General features: G+C 73.6%; 14 protein-coding genes. 9 read left to right on the forward strand and 5 right to left on the reverse strand.

Going from position 1 to position 16,731, the window contains the following annotated elements:
* The first annotated feature begins 17 nt into the window (after positions 1-17).
* A complete protein-coding gene (locus tag ACFVHO_RS29905; protein WP_385721229.1) occupies positions 18-2,384 on the forward strand; it encodes a hypothetical protein in 2,367 nt (788 codons plus the stop codon).
* Positions 2,385-2,461: 77 nt separating this feature from the next.
* On the opposite strand, the gene ACFVHO_RS29910 is transcribed toward ACFVHO_RS29905, so the two are convergent.
* Complete coding sequence (locus tag ACFVHO_RS29910) at positions 2,462-3,865, reverse strand: ABC transporter substrate-binding protein (RefSeq protein ID WP_385721232.1); 1,404 nt, start codon at positions 3,863-3,865, stop codon at positions 2,462-2,464.
* Positions 3,866-3,983: 118 nt separating this feature from the next.
* On the opposite strand from ACFVHO_RS29910, the gene ACFVHO_RS29915 reads away from it, so the two are divergent.
* Both ACFVHO_RS29915 and purU read left to right on the forward strand, forming a co-directional pair.
* Entirely contained in the window at positions 3,984-4,484 is a 501-nt protein-coding gene (locus tag ACFVHO_RS29915) for a hypothetical protein (RefSeq protein WP_385721234.1), read from the forward strand.
* A gap of 130 nt (positions 4,485-4,614) precedes the next feature.
* Positions 4,615-5,508 carry a formyltetrahydrofolate deformylase gene (gene purU, locus ACFVHO_RS29920; protein WP_385721237.1) on the forward strand — a complete coding sequence of 298 codons (894 nt, stop codon included), beginning with the start codon at positions 4,615-4,617 and terminating at the stop codon, positions 5,506-5,508.
* 202 nt (positions 5,509-5,710) lie between these two features.
* On the opposite strand, the gene ACFVHO_RS29925 is transcribed toward purU, so the two are convergent.
* Positions 5,711-7,165 carry an MDMPI N domain containing protein gene (locus tag ACFVHO_RS29925; RefSeq protein WP_385721417.1) on the reverse strand — a complete coding sequence of 485 codons (1,455 nt, stop codon included), beginning with the start codon at positions 7,163-7,165 and terminating at the stop codon, positions 5,711-5,713.
* A 149-nt stretch (positions 7,166-7,314) separates the two neighbouring features.
* Positions 7,315-7,908: a sigma-70 family RNA polymerase sigma factor gene (locus ACFVHO_RS29930; protein WP_385721240.1), complete on the reverse strand. Its 594-nt coding sequence runs from the start codon at positions 7,906-7,908 to the stop codon at positions 7,315-7,317.
* Positions 7,909-8,268: 360 nt separating this feature from the next.
* Between ACFVHO_RS29930 and ACFVHO_RS29935 the strand changes: the two genes are divergently transcribed.
* A complete protein-coding gene (locus tag ACFVHO_RS29935; RefSeq protein WP_385721243.1) occupies positions 8,269-8,643 on the forward strand; it encodes an STAS domain-containing protein in 375 nt (124 codons plus the stop codon).
* A gap of 294 nt (positions 8,644-8,937) precedes the next feature.
* Complete coding sequence (locus ACFVHO_RS29940) at positions 8,938-9,435, forward strand: EF-hand domain-containing protein (protein ID WP_385721246.1); 498 nt, start codon at positions 8,938-8,940, stop codon at positions 9,433-9,435.
* Between the two features lie 33 nt (positions 9,436-9,468).
* On the opposite strand, the gene ACFVHO_RS29945 is transcribed toward ACFVHO_RS29940, so the two are convergent.
* Positions 9,469-11,022, reverse strand: coding sequence for a class I adenylate-forming enzyme family protein (locus ACFVHO_RS29945; RefSeq protein WP_385721249.1), 1,554 nt, complete (start codon positions 11,020-11,022; stop codon positions 9,469-9,471).
* A 170-nt stretch (positions 11,023-11,192) separates the two neighbouring features.
* Here ACFVHO_RS29945 and ACFVHO_RS29950 point away from each other — a divergent pair, with 170 nt between their 5' ends.
* The 3 genes from ACFVHO_RS29950 (at position 11,193) to ACFVHO_RS29960 (ending at position 14,197) form a co-directional block, all read left to right on the forward strand.
* Positions 11,193-12,335, forward strand: coding sequence for an acyl-CoA dehydrogenase family protein (locus ACFVHO_RS29950; protein ID WP_385721251.1), 1,143 nt, complete (start codon positions 11,193-11,195; stop codon positions 12,333-12,335).
* 7 nt (positions 12,336-12,342) lie between these two features.
* Positions 12,343-13,239 carry an acyl-CoA dehydrogenase family protein gene (locus tag ACFVHO_RS29955; RefSeq protein ID WP_385721254.1) on the forward strand — a complete coding sequence of 299 codons (897 nt, stop codon included), beginning with the start codon at positions 12,343-12,345 and terminating at the stop codon, positions 13,237-13,239.
* Positions 13,240-13,726: 487 nt separating this feature from the next.
* Positions 13,727-14,197, forward strand: coding sequence for an ATP-binding protein (locus ACFVHO_RS29960; protein ID WP_385721257.1), 471 nt, complete (start codon positions 13,727-13,729; stop codon positions 14,195-14,197).
* Positions 14,198-14,659: 462 nt separating this feature from the next.
* Here the strand turns inward: ACFVHO_RS29960 and ACFVHO_RS29965 are convergent, their stop codons facing one another.
* Positions 14,660-15,658, reverse strand: coding sequence for a cyclase family protein (locus tag ACFVHO_RS29965; RefSeq protein WP_385721260.1), 999 nt, complete (start codon positions 15,656-15,658; stop codon positions 14,660-14,662).
* Between the two features lie 83 nt (positions 15,659-15,741).
* Here ACFVHO_RS29965 and ACFVHO_RS29970 point away from each other — a divergent pair, with 83 nt between their 5' ends.
* Positions 15,742-16,728: an SDR family NAD(P)-dependent oxidoreductase gene (locus ACFVHO_RS29970; RefSeq protein ID WP_385721263.1), complete on the forward strand. Its 987-nt coding sequence runs from the start codon at positions 15,742-15,744 to the stop codon at positions 16,726-16,728.
* Positions 16,729-16,731 lie beyond the last annotated feature (3 nt).

Genomic DNA, 16,731 nt, shown 5'->3' on the forward strand with positions numbered 1-16,731 from the left:
CATTCGTAGGAGTCCCGGTGACGCAGCAGAGCGGGCAAGGCGCTGCTTCCTCCGAACCGCAGCAACCCGCGGCGCGGCACGCGCACGAGGGCATCGTGCTGCCCGCGGACGGCAGCGAGCCGCTGATGCCGGGCACCACCGGCGACCACGCCGCCCCACCCGTCGGCAGCCCCTGGGGCGACCCCTGGGGCCCCGACACCGCGGCCCCCGCACCGGGCGCGGGCCAGGCCTGGGGCGCACCCCAGGCCGCGCCCTACCAGGAGCCCGCCGCACCGCCGCCGCCCGGATCCGGGATGCCGCTGCCTCCGGAGGGCACGCCGCTGCCGCCCGCGGGGCCGCCGGACACCGCGTCGTACCAGGACCCCGCCGCGTACGGCGGGTCGTACGGATCCGCGCTGCCGCCCGAGGGGGCGGGGCAGGGGTACGCGCCGGGAGCGGGGCCGATGCCCGCACAGGGCCCGGGGCCGATGCCCGGCCAGGACTCGGGCCGAATACCGGGCCAGGGCCCGACACCCGCCGAGAGCGGCCCCATGCCGCCCCAGGCCCATGGGCCGGGACAGGGGCACGGCCAGGTCCAGGGCCAAGGGCAGGGGTACGGCCAGGTCCAGGGGCAGGCTCCGCTTCCGGGCCAGGGCCAGTTCCAGGACCAGGGCCAGTTCCAGAGCCAGTTCCCGGGGCAGGCAGGCGCCCTTCCCGGGCAGGCCGCACTTCCGGGCCAGGGCCCGCTTCAGGGTCAGGCAGCCGCACTCCCCGGCCAGGCCTCACTTCCGGATCAGCCCCCGTTCCCGGGGCAGGACCAGGCCCCGGCTCCGCTTCCGGACCAGAGCCAGGCGCAGGCCCAGTTCCCGGGTCAGGCACCGCTCCCAGGGCAGGCCCCGCTTCCGGCACAGGGGCAAGGCCAAGCCCAAGCCCCGCTCCAGGGGCAGGCCGCCCCGCTTCCGGGCCAGGACCAGGGCCAGGGCCAGTTCCAGGGTCAGGCTCCGCTCCCGGGGCAGGCAGGCGCCCTCCCCGGGCAGGCCGCACTTCCGGATCAGACCCCGTTCCCGGGCCACAGCCAGCCCCACTTCCCGGGCCACGGCGGCCACCAGAGCCACCCGCTTCCCCTCGCCGGCCAGGCGCCCGCCGGGCAAGGCCACGAGCTGTCCGGCGCGGCCTACGGCGGGCACGCCCCCGCCCCCCTCCCGCCCGCCGCGCCGGGTGGCATGCCGCTCCCGTCGGCAGGACAGGCAGGACACGGCGGCGGACCGCACGACGGTGGCTACGGGGGGCCCGGTGCTGTGAACGGGGGCGGACGGCACGCGGCGTCCGCGTCGGTGCCCACCGGGCCCGACGCCGAGGCCACCCAGTTCATCGCCCCCGTCGGCGGCCCCGCCGCCCCGGGCGCGCTGCCGCCCGAGATGCCCGCCGACGACGGCACCCAGTTCCTGGGCCGCGCCGCCGACGTCATGCCGGGCGCGCCCGCCGCCCCCGCCCCGGACGACAACGCGCCCACCCAGTTCATCGCGCCGATCACGGACGGCGCGGGCCCGCCCGGCGCCGCGAACGCCGCGTACGGCGTGCGTCCCGGCACGCCCGGCGACCGGCAGCCGCCCGCCGAGTTCGACAGCCTCTTCCGGCGCGAGCCCGAGCCCGAGGGCCCCGCGTCCACCCAGCAGATGCCACGCATCCAGGCGGACTCCGGCCCGCCCGCGCCCGGCCCCGTGGCCGAGCCGGAGCCCGCGCCCGGGCGCAAGGGCCGGGGCCGTACCGGCTCCAAGACGACGGTCCTCGTGGCCGTCGGCGTCGCCATCGCCGTGCTCGGCGTCGGCGCGGGCGCGATGCTCTCCGGCGGGGGCGACGACGACAAGGAGAAGGACGACAACCAGCCGCTCGCCGCGACCGCCCCGGCCGGTGACGAGGAGTCCAAGAAGCCGTCACCGAGCGCCGACCCCGCCAAGAAGCAGGCCGTCGCCCTGGACAAGCTCCTCGCGGACAGCAACAACAGCCGCGAGTCGGTGATCGGAGCCGTCCGCGACGTCGGCAGGTGCGACAACCTGGGGCGGGCCGCCACCGACCTGCGGGACGCCGCCAAGCAGCGCAACGGCCTCGTCGGCAGGCTCTCCGGCCTCACCGTCGACAAGCTGCCCTCGAATCAGCGCCTGACCACCGAGCTGAACAAGGCGTGGAAGGCCTCCGCGTCCGCCGACAACCACTACGCCGCGTGGGCCGACCAGGTCGCCCGCAAGAAGGGCTGCCGCAAGGGCCACGCCCGCCAGACCAACCACTCGGCCGCGGGCAACCGCGCGAGCGGCGAGGCGACCCGCGCCAAGCAGCAGGCGGCGACGCTGTGGAACGCCATCGCGACGCAGCACGGGCTCACCAAGCGGAACCCGACACAGCTGTAGGGGCCGCGGTACGGGGGACGGAGTCGGCCCGAAGCGGTGGGGCGGAAGCCCCTACCGGACCGACTCCGCGGAAGCCCTCAGCGGGCCGACTCCAGGGTCTTCGCCACGTTCACGAACTGCTTGCGGGTCGGGGTCAGACGGCCGTCCCGCACCACTTGGAAGGTGACGTCCGCGTTCACCAGACGCGGATAGTCGCCCGCCGCCAGCATGTCCTCGAAGCGCCAGCGCAGCATCGGCGTGAGCCCGCCCGTGTCCACGCGCAGGCCCCGGTCGAGGGTGCGGCGCAGCGAACGGGCGGTGACCGCGTCGCCGTTCAGGGACTCGACGGCCTGCCGCAGCACGGTGAACGCGATCCACGTGGTCTGGGTGCCCGCGTCCGTCGCGTCGACCCGGTTGTCGCCGAAGGCGTGCTCGCGGATGACCTCACGCATCTTCGACCAGCGCGCGTCGCTCGCGGCCGGGTACCAGCCGGTGACGTAGGCCCCCTCGTACGGGCTGTTCGCGCCGCCGGTCCGGTCGACGAGCGACTGGTCGACACTGCCGAGCACGGAGGCGGTGCGCACCGGCGGGTACGCGTCCTCGGTGCGCCGGAACGAGTCGAAGAAGGTGTCCGTGCGGGCGCCGAGCGCGGCCGCGACACAGCCTTCCTTGCCGTTGGCGCGGGGCGCGGCGGCGTCCCGCGTGCCGATGGCGCCGCCGCTCCTGGCGGAGTCCGAGCCGGAGGCGGACCCCGAGCCGGAGCCGGATCCCGAGCCCGTGCCGCCCGACGCGCGGTGCAGCGCCTGCTCGGCCTGTGCCGTGTAGTCCGTGCCGTCCTCGGGCGCCCGGATGTCGGCGGACGCCGCGCGGTTGCCCTGGGCGAGGCCGGAGTCGAGGAGCTTGGAGAGGTTGTCGCCCGCTATGGTGTCCGGCCGCACCAGCGAGACGCGGTCGCAGACGTCGGCGAGCTGCCGCCCGTTGCCCGCGAGCAGCGCGGGCTGCCCGCCGTTGACGGGGTACGACAGCGGGCTGGAGAACTCCTCGTCGGTGAGGCCGTAGCCACCGATGTACGGAATGCCGGCCGACTCCAGCGGTCCCATGAACGCGCGGCCGTTCTGGCTGTAGGAGCCGACGACGGCGGCGACGTTCTCCTTCACGGCCTGCCGGGCGCAGTTGCCCGCGCCGACCGCGTCGTTGCGTTCGTTGCAGGTGACGACTTCGAGCCTGCGGCCGTCGAGCCCGCCGTTGTCGTTGACCCAGCGCGCGTACGCCTTGGCCATCGCGGGCATGCCGGGCTTGTTGGTCGCCCGGGTGTGCTCCGGCGCCCAGGTCATGACCGTGACGGGGTCATCCCCGGAACCCCCCGTGGTACCGGGGATGACCCCGCAGCCGACGGCCAGGGACGCACACGCCGCCACGACCACCACGCCGAACTGCGCTTTTCGCGCTCGGGGCGCGGTCTGGACGGGGCGGGGAGGGAAGACGCGTCGCAAGGCGGTCATGGACACGCACGATTCCGGTAACGGGCCAACCGTGGAGTGACGCGTATTCAACGGTTGGTGACCAGAGGGTGAACTGGTGGGGCCGTAGCCGCGTGGGGGATGTGGGAACGTACGATCGATGACCGTGCAAGGAACGGAGAAGTCTTCCCGTCGCGGCCGTCGGTCGACGACCATAGGCGGCATGCCAACGAACGACATGCCGTGGTGGCGCTGGCGCAGCAACGTGCGCTCGGCGCTGCACATGCTCTCCGACCCGGTCTTCCAGCGTGAGTGCTGGCTCGCCGGGCGCGAGGAGTACGGGGATGTGACCGACGCCGTGTACCGCCTGGTCGAGGACACGTGGCTGGACAACTGGTCCGCGGAGAAGTACGTCGGGACGATCTTCCGGGACTCCCAGGAGGCGGCGCTCGTCGACGCCGCCGTGCTGCGGGTGCTGCGCATCATGCACGAGGTCGGGCCTGACGCGGCGGTGTCCGTGTATCTGGACCACCCCGGCTGGCCGGACGCGGTGCGGGCGGCGCGGGACGCGCATGTACGGCTCGCGGCCGCGGACGGGGAGGATCCGGACGGGGCGCCGCGGACGCTGGAGGTCCTGCGGATCCTCACGCGGTCGGGCTGAGGCGTTCTCGTACGCGGCGGGGTGAAGCGGTTCTCGTACGCGGCCGGGGCGGCCGCGGCGGGAGCGGCGATGGTCCGTGGGGAGGTCGGCGGCGGTCCGTGGGGTGCTGTGGATATGGGACCCTGGGCGGATGAACGAGCAGTCCGCCGTCGCCAGTGACCAGCGCGCCGACCGCGCCGAACAGTACGTCCTCACCCTCTCCTGCCCCGACAAACAGGGCATCGTGCACGCCGTGTCGAGCTACCTCTTCATGACCGGCTGCAACATCGAGGACAGCCAGCAGTTCGGCGACCACGACACCGGACTCTTCTTCATGCGGGTGCACTTCTCGGCCGAGCCGCCCGTCACCCTCGACAAGCTCCGCGCGAGCTTCGCGGCGATCGGCGACTCCTTCCAGATGGACTGGCAGCTCCACCGGGCCGACCAGAAGATGCGGGTCGTCCTCCTCGTGTCGAAGTTCGGGCACTGCCTGAACGACCTGCTCTTCCGCTCCCGCATTGGCGCGCTGCCCGTCGAGATCGCGGCGGTCGTCTCCAACCACACCGACTTCGCCGAGCTCGCCGCCTCGTACGACGTTCCCTTCCACCACATTCCGGTGACGCGGGACACCAAGGCCGAGGCCGAGGCGCGGCTGCTGCAGCTCGTGCGGGACGAGGGCGTCGAGCTGGTCGTGCTCGCCCGGTACATGCAGGTCCTCTCCGACGACCTGTGCAAGCAGCTCAGCGGGCGGATCATCAACATCCACCACTCGTTCCTGCCGAGCTTCAAGGGCGCGAAGCCGTATCACCAGGCGCACGCCCGTGGTGTGAAGCTGATCGGGGCCACGGCGCACTACGTCACCGCCGATCTCGACGAGGGCCCGATCATCGAGCAGGAGGTCGAGCGGGTGGGCCACGGGGTCACCCCCGACCAGCTTGTGGCCGTCGGCCGGGACGTGGAGTGCCAGGCGCTGGCGCGGGCCGTGAAGTGGCACGCCGAGCACCGCATCCTCCTGAACGGCCACCGCACCGTCGTCTTCGCCTAGGTCCTGTCCGGCGGATCTTCGCGGGCCCGCGACGCCTGGCACGCACTCTCGCCGCACGCCCGAATCACCCAAGTACGTCCAGTACGAGGGCGATCCGGGCGCACGCCGAGAGCATGCACCAGACGCCGCGGGCTGTTCCGCGAAGATCCGCCGGACAGGCCCTAGCCCCCGGTAGCCCCGGCCGGAGGCGGCGCGCGCCGGGCTACAGGCGGCTCAAGGACGCCGCCGCGAACAGCACGTCCCTGATCGCCTCGCGGTCCCCGAGCTGACCTGCCGCCGCCTCCTCGGGCGCCACGTGCCCCGCCGCCAGGCGGCAGAACTCCACGCCGTCCAGGGCGATGTGCGCGACCTCGGACTCGGCGGACCCGCTCGCTCCGGGGGAGTCGAGCGGGATGAACCATTCGCCGCCGCCGACCCCCTCGACCTCCAGGCGCAGGCTGCGCCCCGGCGCTCCGGCCGCGACCAGCTCGCGTGAGGGCGCGGCCCGGCCGGAGCGCCGCCGCTCGGCGAGGGTGGTCGGCAGCATCCGGGCCGCGAGGTCGATCATGTGGTGCAGAATCCGGGGCGAGGGCGGCTCGTAGGGGTAGTCCACCGCCTCGGCGATGTCCTCCGCGTGGATCCAGCACTCGAATGCCCGCTCCACCATCGAGTCCCGCAAGGGCAGTTCGACCCGCGTGCCGTCCTCGCCGGGCGCGTCGCCCGCCACCCCGTACTCCACGGCGAGCCGCCCGGACCCGCCGCCCGCGAAGGACACGGTCCGGATCAGCTCGTGCGTCTGGTCCCGCCAGGGGCCGCGTACCGCGCGGGTGGGCGGGCGGTGCGAGGCGCGCCAGTACGCCTCCGTGCGCCGGGTCGGGTCCGGTACCGGCGGGGCCTCCTCGCCGAGCGGATCCGGGAGGCCGAGCGCCGTGCCGACCAGGCCGTCGACGGCGAGGAGATGCGCGATCACCCCGGCGACCGTCGTCTTGCGGCTCACGGGCCCATCGTTCTCGAACCACCGCAGCCGCACCGGCGCGTGCCACTCGGAGTCCCCGATGTCCTGCAGGAGCGCGTCGAGCCGTGCCGTCTCGGCGTCGTACGGAGCGGCCCACTCGGGCAGCGGGATGCGTGGTGGGCGCCGCCCGAGGCAGCTCTCCAGGACGCGTGTGCGCAGGCCCGGGTCGAGGTCGAGGCTCTCCTCGGGGTGCAGCAGGCCGACCGCCTCGCGCAGCCGCAGCGCCTCTTCCGCGCACGGCCCGCAGGTGCCCAGGTGTTCCTCGACGGCCGTCGACTCCTGGGCGGAGCAGGCGGCGAGCGCCCAGGCCCCGAGCAGCGACTTCAACACGTGATGGTCGAACCCACCGGCGTCCCCCGCCCCCATCCCCGCACCCTCGTCCGACACGGCCCCCGCCCCCGCTCCCGACCCCACACCCACCACCGCGCCAGCCTCAACTCCAGCCCTCACATCCGGCTCGGCTTCGGCCTCCGGACCTGCTTCCGGCCCCGGAGCCGTCTCCGGCCCTGAACCCGCTTCCGGCCCCGGATCCGGCACCCCCGCGCCAGTCCCCGGATCCGGCACCCCCGCGCCGGTCCCCGGCCCCGCGTCCCGCCCAGGGGACCCCCACCCCTCCGGCAGCGGACCCCCGCCGTCCTCCACCGAGATCCGCGGCGCGGGTATGCGCGGCGTGCCGCTCCCGGTCTCGGGGCGCCCCTGTGCCCCGGAGTGTCCCTCCGCCCCGCGACGTCCCTCTGCCCCGGAGCGCCCCTCCGTGCCGTCGGGGCGGCCCGCCCCGTCGTCCTCGTACGGGTCCGGCTGGTCGGGCCTGGTCACAGTGCTCTCCCGTAGCCGTGGGCTCCGGTGTCGGTGGGATCGTCGGTGGGGGCGGTGTCGTGTGCGGTGGAGAGGAGTTGCAGGCCGAGGCGGAGTCTGCGGCGGGCCTCGTCCTCGGTGACGCCGAGGTCGGCGGCGGTCTGGCGGTAGTCCCGGCGTTGGAAATAGGCCAATTCGAGGGCGGCGCGCAGCGGGGCGGGCATGGCGGTGACGATGTAGTCGGCGCGGGCGGCGGCGGAGGCGCGGCGGACCGTGCGCTCCAGGTCCTCGGTGGTGCCCTCGCCGCCCCGGGCGAGCGCCGCGGCCTCGGTCTGGCGCAGCCGGCGCACGGCCTGCTGGTGGGTGAGCATGGCGATCCAGGAGCGCAGCGGGCCCTGTTTGGGGTCGTACGCCTCGGGGTTCTCCCAGACGTGCGCGAAGACCTCGCGCGTGATGCGGTCGGCCGCCGCCACGTCGCCGAGGACGCGGTGCGCGAGGCCGTGCACCAGGGACGCGAAGTGGTCGTACAGCTCGCCGAGCGCGGCTGCCTCTCCGTGCGCCAGGCGCTGTTGCATGCGGCGGTCCCAGCGACGCGGCGCGTCCTTCGGCATGCGGCCCCCTCGTGCGCTCGCCGTCCTCATCCTCACCGTTACATCGAATGTAGTCGGCGGCGCTGACAGCGCACCGCCCTTTCCTCGCGCTTTCCCGTTCTTTGCGGCAAAGCGGGCCCGGACGGGGCCGCGAATGATATTGAACTCGGCCTCGTTCCGCGGCCCGCTTCCGGGACGCGTGGGGCTCTGGTGTTTCATGGAAGAGCCGTGGGGCAGCCGGGAAAGAGGAACCGAAGGAGCGGCTTCCGGATCAGGCAGCGAGAGCCGGAACGGATCAGGGGACGAGAGCCGGAACCAAAGACGAAGGACGAGGGGCGGATCCGCGGACTGGCGTCGGATCCACGGACGAGAGGCTGACGCGTGGCGCTGAAGGTGGCCGTGGGCGAGCAGGGCGACTGGGTCGTGCTGCGGGTGTCGGGGGAGATGGACCTCCTGGCGTCACCCGTGCTGCGCCAGCGCGTGCACGACGCCGTGGCCGACGGCCGCCGCAGCCTGGTCCTCGACCTGTCCGACGTGTTCTTCTGCGACTCCAGCGGCGTCGGCGTACTGATCACCACCCGCCGTCTGATGCGCTCCTGCCGCGGCCGTCTGCGCCTGATCCTGCCCGCGCAGGGCGCCGTCGACGGCTCGCACGTGAACCGCGTCCTCGCCGCCCTCGGCGTACGCCGCCTCTTCGAGGTGTATCCGGACGCCGAGTCGGCGGTCGACGACAGCTCCGCGCCGCTCACCGCGTAGCCCGCGCGGCCGGGACCGGAGGACAAGCGGAGCCCCAGGTCCCGGTCAAGATCGCAATGCTGATACAACCGTCCCGAGCGGATGCCGCGGCGGGCGCGCGCCGCGTCGGGATCGCGCCCATGACACACCTGTGTCCCGGAATTCCAGCGGTCTTGGCACAGGCGTCGCTTTTCCGCCTCCCGGCGGGCTACGGCGTCGTACGCTCCTGAACAGATACCTGTAGGACGGCTGCGTGACTTCGGTCGCGGTGGCCGAACCCCCCAACCGCATGAGAAGTGAGGCGGCCCGAAGACCATGGACAGTGCCGAGTACGAACGCAGGATCGCGGCCCGTTTCGCCACCTTCGACCAGGACGGCAACGGCTACATCTCCCGTGAGGACTTCAGCACGGCGGCCCAGGCGCTGCTCGCGGAGTTCGGGGTGACGGCGCGGTCCGAGAAGGGCCAGGCCCTCTACATCGGGGCCGAGGCGTTCTGGCAGGGCATGGCGGGCATCGCCGACCGGGACGGGGACCAGCGGATCACCCGGGACGAGTTCGTGGGCGGCGCCGTGAAGCGGCTGCGCGACAACCCCGCGCGGTTCGCGGAGATCGCCCGGCCGTTCCTGCACGCGCTGATCGTCCTCGCGGACGGCGACGGCGACGGGTCGGTCACCGGCGCGGAGGTCGAGCGGGTCCTTCGGGTCCTCGGCGTGCAGCAGGGCGTCGCCGCGCAGGCCGCCACGGACCTGGGCACGGTCACCGAGGACCAGGTCGTCACCGCCTTCGCCTCGTACTTCACGGTTCCCGAGTAACCGGGCGGGCCGCAGCACGGGCGCGCGTGCCCCTCACGCCGAATAGCGCTCCCGCAACTTGTACTTGAGGACCTTCCTCAGCGCCTCGTTGCGGGGCAGCGCCGTCACCAGCTCCAGGCGCTCCGGGAGCTTGTGCACGGACAGGCCCTGGCCGCGCAGGTACGCGGTGGCCTCCGGGAGCGTCAACGCGGGGGCGTCCGGGGCCCGTTCCACGACCGCGCACACCCGCTCGCCGCGCTCGGGGTCCGGCAGGCCGATCACGGCCACGTCGGCCACCGCGGGGTGGGTGTGCAGCAGGTACTCGATCTCCTTGGCGGAGATGTTCTCGCCCTTGCGGATGATGATGTCCTTGGCGCGGCCCGTGAGCACGAGATGCCCCGACTCCCGCACGTGGCCGAGGTCCCCGGTGATCAGGAAGCCGTCCGCGTCGAAGGCGGCCCGCGTGGCCGCCGCGTCCAAGTAGCCCTGGCAGACGGCCTCGCCGCGCAGCCGCACCTCGCCGTCGGTGCCGACGGGCAGCTCCTTGCCGTCGGCGTCGGTGATGCGGATCTCCATCCCGGCGGGCGGGCGCCCCTCCGTGGTGGCCAGGTTCTCGGCGCTGTCGTCGGGGTCGCCCATGGTGATCATGGGGACTTCGGTCATGCCGTAGCCGTGCGTCAGTTGGCAGCCGAGTTCGGTCACGACGGCGTGGTAGACGTCGGGCGGCTTGGGGGCGCCGCCGCCCGCGAGCAGGCGCAGCGTGGGGATCAGCGGCTCGGCGGGCCGCTCGCGCCGCTGGGCCAGGAACATCGAGTAGAACGCCGTCGAGCCGCCCGCGACCGTCACCCCGTGCCGCCGGTAGCCGTCCAGCGCGTCCGGCAGCGCGAAGTGCTCGAACATGACGGCGGGGAAGCCGTACAGGAGCAGCATCACCGTGTAGTCGGGGCCCGCGATGTGGGCGAAGGGGAAGGCCATCGAGCCCACGTCGGCGGGTGTCAGGCGCAGCGCGTGCGCGAGGCAGGAGCCGCCCGCGATCAGGGAGCGGTCGGTGTGCAGGACGCCCTTCGGGTCGGACGTGGTGCCCGAGGTCCAGTAGATCCAGCGCACCGCGCGGCCGTCGGCGGGCGGCGGGGGCAGGACGCCGGGGTCGCCCTCGGGCAGTGCGTCGTACGCGGTGAACACGCCGCGCGCGCCGAGCCGCCGGGCGAGGTCCGTGTGGTCGAAGCCCCGCCACACCCCCGGCACCGCGAAGTACGCGGCCTTCGACTCCCGCAGCGCGAAGCCGACCTCGCGGTCCCGGTAGAACGGGATCACGGGTGACTGGACGGCGCCGATGCGGGCGAGCGCGAAGGACAGGACGGCGGTCTCGATCCGCGTCGGCAACTGCCACGCGACGACCGTCCCCGGCCGCACCCCCATCCCGTGGAGCCCCGCCGCCACCCGCTCGCAGTCGTCCCGCAGCCCGCCGAAGGTGAGGACGCGGTCGGCGGCGGGGTCGGCGGCGGCCTGGATCAGGGCGGGGGCGTCCGGGGTGAGGGCGGCGCGGCGCTCGATCAGCTCCCAGAGCGTTCCGCTGGCGCTCAGGGCATGGGCGGTGTCGTCGTGCACGGCGGCCCCCTCGTGGTCGCGGTGGTGCCCGGGACGGTTCGGAACGGCAATGTCTGACGGACAGTCAGATCGTGCGGTGAGCGTAGAGCCCCGCTCCTTGTCGGTCCAGGGGTGCGGGGCTAGCCTGCTCCCTGACGATCCGTCAGAAATGGTCGGGCGAGGGGACCTCGATGGACCTGACGTACACGGAGGAAGAGGAAGACTTCCGGGCGGGGCTGCGGGGATGGCTCGCCGAGGTACTGCCGAAGCTGCCCGGGAAGCCGTCGGCCGACGACTGGCCGGGGCGGCGGGCGTACGACACCGCGTGGCAGCGGACGCTGTACGACGCGGGGTACGGCGAGGTGCACTGGGACGCGTCTCCGACCCGGCGGCTGATCTTCCTGGAGGAGACGGAGAAGGCGGGCGCCCCCTATGTGGGCGCCAACTTCGTCGGTCTGCTGCACGCCGGACCCACCATCGCCTCCGAAGGCACCCCCGAGCAGCGGACGCGGTGGCTGCCGCCGATGCTGCGCGGGGACGAGGTGTGGTGCCAGGGCTTCAGCGAACCGGACGCCGGATCCGACCTCGCGTCGCTGCGCACGCGCGCGTGGCGCGACGGCGACGACTACGTAGTGAGCGGTTCGAAGATCTGGACCTCGCACGCGGAGGTCGCCGACTGGTGCGAACTCCTGGTGCGGACCACCCCCGTGAGCGCGGATGTGCCCAAGCACCGGGGCATCACCTGGCTCGCGATGCCCATGGACGCGGCCGGGATCACCGTGCGCCCGCTGCGGACCCTCGCGGGTTCCGCCGAGTTCGCCGAGGTGTTCCTCGACGAGGTGCGGGTGCCCGTCGGCAACCGGGTGGGCGCCGAGAACGACGGGTGGCGCGTGACCATGGTGACCCTGTCGTTCGAGCGGGGCACGGCCTTCGTGGGGGAGGTCGTGGCCTGCCGGCGGCTGCTCGGCGAACTCGCCCGCGCGGCGCGCGCCAACGGGCGCTGGGACGATCCGGTCCTCCGGCGCGGGCTCGGGCGTCTCGGCGCGGAGTTCGCCGCCCTGTGGCGGCTCACCCAGTGGAACGTCAGCGAGGCCCAGCACGCCGGCGGGGTCCCCGGTGTCGGCGGCTCCGTCTTCAAGCTGCGCTACTCGCACGCCCGCCAGGAGCTGTACGACACGGCGGCCCAGGTGCTCGGCCCTGGCGCCCTCGACCTCGACGAGCCCTGGACCCGCGAACGCCTCTCCTCGCTGTCGTACACCATCGCCGCCGGGACCTCGCAGATCCAGCGGAACATCGTCGCCGAGCGGATCCTCGGCCTGCCGAAGGGGCGGTGAGCGGCGCGTGGACTTCCAACTCAGCGACGACCAGCGGGCGTTGCGGCGCGGGCTGCGGGACGTCCTCGAAGGGCGGTTCGGGCGGGACGTGCTGCGGGCCGCCGTCGAGGAGCCCCGCCTGGACCGGAAGCCGTGGCGGGCGCTCGGCGACGCGGGGTTCTTCGCGCTCTGCCTGCCCGAGGAAGCGGGTGGCGTCGGACTGGGCCTTCCTGAGGCCGTGTTGGCCTTCGAGGAGGCGGGCCGGGTGCTGCTGCCCGGGCCCGCCGTGGCGACGTTCCTCGCGGCCGGGGAGGTCGCGGGCGCCGCCGAGGGGAAAGTGGTCGTCACCGCCGTCGAAGGGCCGTTCGTGCCGTGGCTGGACGAGGCCGACGTGGTGCGCGGGGACGCGGCGGGGGCGGTGGCCGTGCGGTCCGTCGATCCGCTGACGCCCCTGCACCGGGTACGGGAACGGGGTCCCGGCGACGAGGCCCCTGACCCCCGCGACCCCCGCGACCCCCGCAACCCCCGCGCCCTCCTCCTCACCGCCGCCGAACAGCTCGGCTCCGCCGCCCGCACCGCCGAGCTCGCCGTCCAACACGCCCGGCAACGGGAACAGTTCGGCGGCCCCGTCGGCCGCTTCCAGGCCGTGCAGCACCTGTGCGCCGACATGCTGGTCCGCGCGGAGCTGGCCCGCGTCGCCGTGTACGCCGCCGCCGTCACCGGCGACCCCCTGGAGGCCGTCGGGGCCCGGCTGCTCGCCGATGACGCCGCCGTGCGCAACGCCCGTGACTGTCTGCAAGCGCACGGTGGCATGGGGTTCACCTGGGAGTCCGACGTCCATCTCCACCTGAAGCGGGCGTGGGTGCGGGCGGAGCTCGGTGGTGGCGCCGCGCGGGCCGAGGAAGCGCTGGCGGCGGCCCTGTGAGCGGTCCGGTGCGGTCCCGCACGGCCTGGCCCAGGGGTGGCGGGGGCGCGGCACGGGCCCGGCCCCATGATCGACTTGTGCGCCCGGGGAAAGGCGGTGAGGCTACTGAGCGTCGCACCGAGCGTCGATATCGGGTTGTGTCCTAGGCGTGACTCGTCACGACGCGGAGTCCGCGCCCGGCTCCGGTACCTTGTGTCGAATGCGAGAGGTCCTGAGGCCGAGCCGTGGCGGTGTTGCCCCCGAGGCAACTCCGTGCCTGGTAACGCGCTCCTCTCGCCGCGCAGGACGAGGCCGAGCGCCCGCCTGTTCGACACCCTGCGGCGCGCGTCGCACAGTATGCCGCACGCGTACTCCTTCGCGCTGGAATATGCCCGAAGCGCTTGTTGGGGTGACTGAACGTCAACCATGCTGTCTCTCAAGGGTTTCACGTTCTGTGACCTTGTGGAGTCACGAGGCGATGTGTCCGCCGGTTCGGATGGTGTGAGCGGTGCAGGTGCTTCAAGTTCAGCTGGAAGTCGGTCCCGATCCCGCGGAAGTGGGCCGGGCCCGCAGATGGGCCAGGTCACGGCTTGCCGGGTCGGGCATAGCTGCCGACGAGCCGGTCGCGGAGACGCTGATCCTGCTGATCTCGGAGCTGGTCACCAACGCCGTTGTGCACACGGGCTGTCCGGCCGTCCTGCGCATGCTGCTGCCCGGAGTGCCCGCCGACGAGCCGGGCACCGTCCGCGTCGAGGTCGCCGACCGCAGCGCCCGCCCGCCCCGCCCCCGGCACGCCGAGGGTGACGACACCAACGGCCGCGGCCTCGAACTGGTCGACGGACTCGCCGACCGCTGGGGCTGGCGGCACGAGGGCGCCGGCAAGAGCATCTGGTGCGAGGTCGACCGGTGCGAGGCGGGCACCCCCGCCGCCACCTTCGACGGGACCACCCACGAGGACGTCGCCTACGAAGCGGTGTAGTGCGCCCGAGCCGTCCACGTACAAACCGTGTGACCCCCGACCGCCCCCGCTCCCCACCTGCCTCGCCCTGCGCCCGCCCGCCGCCCCGCGCACCCGCGCCGCCCGGTGTGCCGTCGCATGCGCCGTTCCGTGCCACGATGCGCGGCCGTGCGCGGGCAGGGTTAAATGCGACAAACCCCATAAATCCCCGACTCGGTGTTGACGTACCGTGACCGATTGATCACGCTGGTCAGCAGTGATTCGCCGCGAGGGGACGCCGAGGGGCGCTGGCGCCTGTGGCCCGGTCCTTGGCGAGGTGCGGATCGCGATTCGGCGTGGCGCTCCTTCAGGGCAGAAGGGGGGCGGGGGCTCGTACGCCGGAGCCGGATGGCGGCGCGCGGTACAGCGCTCGGGGCGGGCGCCGACGCGCCGCCACCCGAACTCCGACCCGAAGGTCCATGCTCGGACCCGGGGCCCGCGGACTCAGAAGATCGCGACCGGTGCCACCGGTGCGCCCGTCGCGCCCGTGAAGGGCTCCGGGGTCGCCGACAGCAGGAAGCTGTGGCGGCGCTCTTCTCCACAGGCTGTGGACAACTCTTCGAGATTCCAGTTCTGGCCCTGCGGCATGCCCATCTCGACCAGATCCAGGGCGTGCACCGCAAGCCACAGGTTCTCGATCTCCGGCGGGAAGATCTCGAAGGTCAGCGTGTCATTGGCGACGGCCGCCACGTCCCGCGCGTGGAACCACTCCGGCGTCCGCACCGAGAGGCCCGGCGACGGATAACCGTAACCGCGCCGGTCACCCGCCAGATAAGCCTGCATCTGCCCCGTCCGTACGAGGACGACGTCCCCGGCGCCGACGGTGACGCCCGCGAACTCCGCCGCCTCGTCGAGGTCTTCGGGCGTCACCGCGTGCTCGGCGGGCAGCCGGTCGAGTCCCTTGGCGCGGGCCACGTCGAGCAGGACGCCGCGCGAGACGACGGACGCGGCCGTGCCGATGCCGCTGAAGCGGGCGCCCCCGTGCGCGGTGATCGTGTCAGCGGGGCGGCCGTTGTAGATCAGGCCCGAGTGCGAGACGTGCGGCAGGGCGTCCCAGTGCGTGGCCGCCTGCAGGCCCATCGTGACGATGTCGTCGCTGGTCGCGACCGAACCGGGCGCGAACAGCGGCTGGTTGATCTGCACCATCGTGTGCAGCGGATTGACGCGGCCGGGGATCGAGCCCGTCTGCACCCCGTCCCGGCGCAGCGGCAGCGCCAGCGGCACGCGGCGGCCCGAGCGGACCGTGGCGGCGGCCGCGCGCACCACCTCGTCGGTGATCAGGTTCAGGGTGCCGATCTCGTCGTCGGCGCCCCAGCGGCCCCAGTTGTTGACGCGCTTGGCGATGGCGAGGAACTCGGGTGGCAGGGGCGGGTCGGGTGGCGTCGGCAGGGGCGGGTCGGGTGGCGCGGCCGGGGCGGCCGCGGGTTCGGACGGCGCTGACATGAGTGCTCCCCGGGGCTTGTCTTCCGGTATCTGACGGGTCATAAAATCTAACGGTCCGTCAGAAACCGCGGGAAGGGGCCGGTGTGGGGAACTTCTTGGCAGGCAAGGTGGTCGCCGTCACCGGCGCCGGACGGGGCATCGGCAGGGCGGTCGCGCTCGCCGCGGCGGCCGAGGGCGCGCAGGTCGTCGTCAACGACTACGGAGTGTCCGTCGGGGGCGCCGAGCCCACCAGCGAGGTCGCAGCGGCCGTCGTCAAGGAGATCGAGGCGGCGGGCGGCGAGGCGGTGGCCGTCGCGGACGACATCTCCACGATGGCGGGCGGCCAGCGGATCGTGGACGTGGCGCTCGCCCGCTACGGACGCGTGGACGGCGTCGTGTGCGTGGCCGGGATCCTGCGCGAACGCATGCTGTTCAACATGGCCGAGGAGGAGTGGGACCCGGTCGTCGCCACCCATCTGAAAGGCACCTTCACCGCCTTCAGGGCCGCGTCCGCCGTCATGCGCAAACAGGGTTCCGGCACCCTCATCGGCTTCACCAGCGGCAACCACCAGGGCTCCGTCGCCCAGGCCAACTACAGCGCCGCCAAGGGCGGCATCATCTCCCTGGTCCGCAGCGCCGCCCTCGGCCTGCACAAGTACGGCATCACCGCCAACGCCGTCGCCCCCGTCGCCCGCACCCGGATGTCCGCGAACGTCCCCATGGAGCTGACGGAGATCGGCGACCCCGAGGACGTGGCCGCGCTCGTCGTCTACCTGCTCAGCGACCGCGCCCGCCAGGAACGGATCACCGGCCAGGTGTACACGATCGCGGGCCCGAAGATCGCCGTCTGGGCGCAGCCGCGCGAGCTGCGCGCCGGGTACGCGGAGGGCGGCTGGACGCCGGAGCGGATCGCGGAGTTCCTGCCCGGGACGGTCGGCACGGACCCGATGCCGCTGCTCGCCAAGCTGGAGGAGATGGCGCGGGCCGCGGCGGCCAAGGAGCGGCCCAACGCGGGGGCGCCGCCCGGGGGCAGGCCGGGCGTTCCGGTCCCCGGTGCCGCCCCCGCCCCGTCCTCGCGGCCCGACGCCTAGGCC

The sequence above is a fragment of the Streptomyces sp. NPDC127108 genome, assembly GCF_042677545.1.
Lineage (GTDB): Bacteria > Actinomycetota > Actinomycetes > Streptomycetales > Streptomycetaceae > Streptomyces.

Coding starts and splice junctions, on each gene's coding strand:
- ACFVHO_RS29910 (WP_385721232.1), bottom strand. CDS start 3,865: ATGACCGCCTTGCGACGCGTCTTCCCTCCCCGCCCCGTCCAGACCGCG.
- ACFVHO_RS29915 (WP_385721234.1), top strand. CDS start 3,984: ATGACCGTGCAAGGAACGGAGAAGTCTTCCCGTCGCGGCCGTCGGTCG.
- purU (WP_385721237.1), top strand. CDS start 4,615: ATGAACGAGCAGTCCGCCGTCGCCAGTGACCAGCGCGCCGACCGCGCC.
- ACFVHO_RS29930 (WP_385721240.1), bottom strand. CDS start 7,908: ATGCCGAAGGACGCGCCGCGTCGCTGGGACCGCCGCATGCAACAGCGC.
- ACFVHO_RS29940 (WP_385721246.1), top strand. CDS start 8,938: ATGGACAGTGCCGAGTACGAACGCAGGATCGCGGCCCGTTTCGCCACC.
- ACFVHO_RS29950 (WP_385721251.1), top strand. CDS start 11,193: ATGGACCTGACGTACACGGAGGAAGAGGAAGACTTCCGGGCGGGGCTG.
- ACFVHO_RS29965 (WP_385721260.1), bottom strand. CDS start 15,658: ATGTCAGCGCCGTCCGAACCCGCGGCCGCCCCGGCCGCGCCACCCGAC.